This window comes from Aquidulcibacter sp. (assembly GCF_044346625.1).
Classification (GTDB): domain Bacteria; phylum Pseudomonadota; class Alphaproteobacteria; order Caulobacterales; family Aquidulcibacteraceae; genus Aquidulcibacter.
This window is the reverse complement of sequence record NZ_JBIIYV010000149.1, coordinates 1-3,280: the sequence shown is the minus strand read 5'-3', so window position 1 is coordinate 3,280 and position 3,280 is coordinate 1. Positions and strand designations below refer to the sequence as shown.

The window sequence follows — 3,280 nt, the reverse complement described above, 5'->3', positions numbered from 1 at the left end:
CGCGACCTAGGTCCAAGAACGAAAAAAGGGCGGAGCTGTTAGGCTCCGCCCTTGGGCGATTTTGCTATGATGAAGTGGCTAGGCGGCGGTCTCCATCGGAAGGTCTGTTTCGGTGCCAGAGCCTTCGGTTTTGGCTTTGCCGCGAGCGAGGACTTCGAGTTCGCTGAAGGGGCCTAGTACGAATTCGATGACGTAGCGGGTGCGGCCTTGATCATCGTCGTAGGAGCTGGGGCGGATGCGACCGAGAAGGCGAACCCGGGTGCCCTTCTGGACCATTGTCTCGATGCGGGCGATGATGGCGGGGGCAAAGACAGTGACGCGGTGCCAGATTCTATGGTCAGGGACGGCGTCTGAACGAAGCAGTTTAGGATGCTCAGGCTAACCCAACCAGAGGAGGCATCCATGCAGACGACGACTGAACTTGAGTACGCACCCTTGTTAGACGCGCAAGCGCCAAGCGCTTCACCAGACACATCCATGGGCGCTTCGATTGCACCACCACACACTTTACTGGCCTCTATTGAGCTTGCCAAAGCGCGTTGGGTGATAACCGCGCTGGCAACTGGCTCGTCGAAGATGTCGCGACATGAAGTGACTGGCGGCGACGGCGCTGGGTTGTTGGAGCTTCTGAGACGATTGCGCAATAAGGCCGAACAACGCCTTGGGACGAAGGTTAGCATTGTGACGATTCAGGAGGCCGGCATTGACGGCTTTTGGATACATCGGATGTTGGAGGTCAATGATATCGAGAGTTACGTCGTTGACGCTACATCGATTGCGGTAGCGCGCCGCTTTCGCCGCGTGAAGACTGACACGATTGATGGTGAAGGCCTAGTTCGGACCTTGGCGGCATGGAAGCGAGGCGAACCGCGTGTCTGCTCGATGGTCGTCGTTCCCACTTTGGCTGAGGAAGATCGACGCAGGCTGACCCGCGAGCGCAAGACCTTGATAGCTGAACGCATCCGCTTCACTAACCGGGTAAAGGGTCTTTTATTTGCGCATGGCATTCGCGGCTTTAACGCGACACGCTCTGACCGCTACATCCGCTTGGCCGAGCTTCGCTGCGCAGATGGCTTGCCCTTGCCACCACGCGTGATGACCGAAGTCACCCGTGCACTGGAACGACTTGAGCTGGTTCAGAAGCAGCTATTCGCCATTTGTAAGGAACGCGACGCGTGCGTGCGCGATTGTGTAGAGGCTGCCCCGGCGCGAACGCTTGAGACGTTGAAGGGTATCGGACCCGAGATTGCTTCGACGCTTTGGCTTGAAGGCCTTTATCGACATTTTGACAACAGACGCGATGTCGCGGCCTATGCGGGATTGGCACCCAGTCCCTACCAGAGCGGCGATATGGCCCGCGATCAAGGGATATCCAAGTCGGGTAACCCGCGCTTGCGATCAACCATGGTGGAGTTGACTTGGCTTTGGCTGCGACACCAGCCGCAGTCGAAGCTGTCACTATGGTTTCAGTCCCGTGTTCGAAGCGAGGCTGGCCGGATTCGTAAGATCATGATTTGCGCGCTCGCACGCAAGTTATTGATTGCCCTTTGGCGCTTCACAACAACTGGGGAGGTCCCTGAAGGTGCGGTTCTAAAGTCCGCATGACGTTTCAAGGATAAGTGCTCGGGTCAGGTTTGCGTGGCATAAGGGGGTGGTTCCTTTTCTTCCCCTTAGCAGACCAGCGAATAAATTTCCGCAGTGGCCAGTGAGCATTTTAATAAGGATCCGCGGCGCCCGATCAGCACCGCTGGATGCAGGTGGGTGGTACGTAGCTACGTAATGGCTGCAACACGCCGAGTGCCAGTTTGTCACCGCCCCCTTTTGTGCCGCGACCCGATAGAATGGGATTATGGTCTGCCGTATCAAAGCGGCAACCGGATGTGAGTATAGGCGGCGCGTGTATGCGCCGTTCGATGAAGCGGCCAGACCTAGCATCTAAAGACGCGCTCATGAGCGCAGAGGAGTTATGGATGTAGCATTTTTCTGAGCGACGCGCATACTGGCGGCAAAACGGTGGTGCAAAGCACAGCCTTTAGCCGGGCCCTTTTATGAGAGCCCGGCACTGGAAGGATTAGGCCGCCTCAGCGACCTTCTCCGTTGGTTTGCCTCTTGCGAGAACTTCAAAATCGCCAAACGGGCCAACAACGAACTCGATGACATAACGGGTGCGTCCTTGTTCGTCGTCGTAAGAACCCGGACGTATTGCGCCGACAAGCCGGACGCGTGTCCCTTTTTGCACCATCGTCTCGATCCGGTTGACGATGGCGGGTGCGAAGACTGTGATGCGATGCCAAAAAGTTCTTTCGACCTTTGTTCCGTCCTCACGCTTCCAGTGCTCACTGGTAGCGATTGATAGGATCGCCATTTTGCGTTCTTTGTCGAATGTTTTGATTTCTGATTTGCCGATGTTGCCGACGATTTCAAAGCTTGCCTTGTCCATGATCTTTACTCCGCTTCCCGGAAGACCGCCTTCTCGGGGTCGCGCTTGCGACGCATCAAAACAGCGACCGGCTAGGCAGCGCAGCGACGGACAGGCCAGGGTTTGGCGCGGCCTGCAGCGGCTTTAGACGCGAAGCCTCGGGCCCTGACCGGGACGGCCAACGGACGCTTGATGGCGTCAACAGCAAGTGTGTCCCCAAGAAGGTGGGACTTGAAGCGGAAAGATGATGGACAGAGCTTTGGCCAAGTTCATCCGGAAAAGGGCAATCAATCAAATGTTCAAAGCAAAGATGCACGGGCGCGCACGGCGACCGACAACATAGCGCATTGGAGGCTAGGAAGGGCAAAGTAGTAGAAAGACCAGCATCGCATCATGGTTGCTGCGCTTACTCAGAATGAAACCAACCGAGGCCATGGTCTGGGAAAAAGGATCCGTGTTGCCGTCACAGCGTCCAAACTGCACGGTCAACGGTGGCCAAGTCGCACAACCGCTCTCGAGTTCATGTTGGCCATTTGGCGCATCGATGGCGCAAGAGGACCGAATGCAAGATGTTGTTGGCTAATCCATAATCGTTGTTGGGTACCAAAAAGGTTCTAGACCAGCCCACCACCCAAAATCGATCGTTCGGTCCAAAAAGCCAAACACTAAAAGAGGGCGCACGAATGCACCCTCGGTGTAATCAAGTCACAACCTCAACTTCGGTCATTGACGTATTTCATGTGAGTAGGTGCGGTCCTTTTGGGTGCCGTCTTCGGTCTTCCAGCGCTCGGAGGTGGCGACGCTGAGGGTTGCGAGTTTGCCGGTCTTGCCGAAAGTCTTGATTTCAATCTTGCCGACGTT

The 3,280-nt window shown here is 56.1% G+C and carries 3 protein-coding genes; 1 reads left to right on the top strand and 2 read right to left on the bottom strand.

Features of this window, described 5'->3' with window-relative positions; translation table 11 throughout:
• Positions 1–78: 78 nt before the first annotated feature.
• The gene (locus ACIQ20_RS16265) at positions 79–330 is read right to left on the bottom strand and encodes a single-stranded DNA-binding protein (protein WP_395782158.1); all 252 of its coding nucleotides are present in this window, start codon (positions 328–330) and stop codon (positions 79–81) included.
• 147 nt (positions 331–477) lie between these two features.
• Between ACIQ20_RS16265 and ACIQ20_RS16260 the strand changes: the two genes are divergently transcribed.
• A complete protein-coding gene (locus tag ACIQ20_RS16260) occupies positions 478–1,605 on the top strand; it encodes an IS110 family transposase (protein WP_395782156.1) in 1,128 nt (375 codons plus the stop codon).
• Positions 1,606–2,071: 466 nt separating this feature from the next.
• Here the strand turns inward: ACIQ20_RS16260 and ACIQ20_RS16255 are convergent, their stop codons facing one another.
• Positions 2,072–2,440 carry a single-stranded DNA-binding protein gene (locus ACIQ20_RS16255; RefSeq protein ID WP_085338522.1) on the bottom strand — a complete coding sequence of 123 codons (369 nt, stop codon included), beginning with the start codon at positions 2,438–2,440 and terminating at the stop codon, positions 2,072–2,074.
• Positions 2,441–3,280 lie beyond the last annotated feature (840 nt).

What these genes read in the sequence shown, in the direction of transcription:
- ACIQ20_RS16260 (WP_395782156.1), top strand. Translation starts at nt 478, where the DNA reads ATGGGCGCTTCGATTGCACCACCACACACTTTACTGGCCTCTATTGAG.
- ACIQ20_RS16255 (WP_085338522.1), bottom strand. Translation starts at nt 2,440, where the DNA reads ATGGACAAGGCAAGCTTTGAAATCGTCGGCAACATCGGCAAATCAGAA.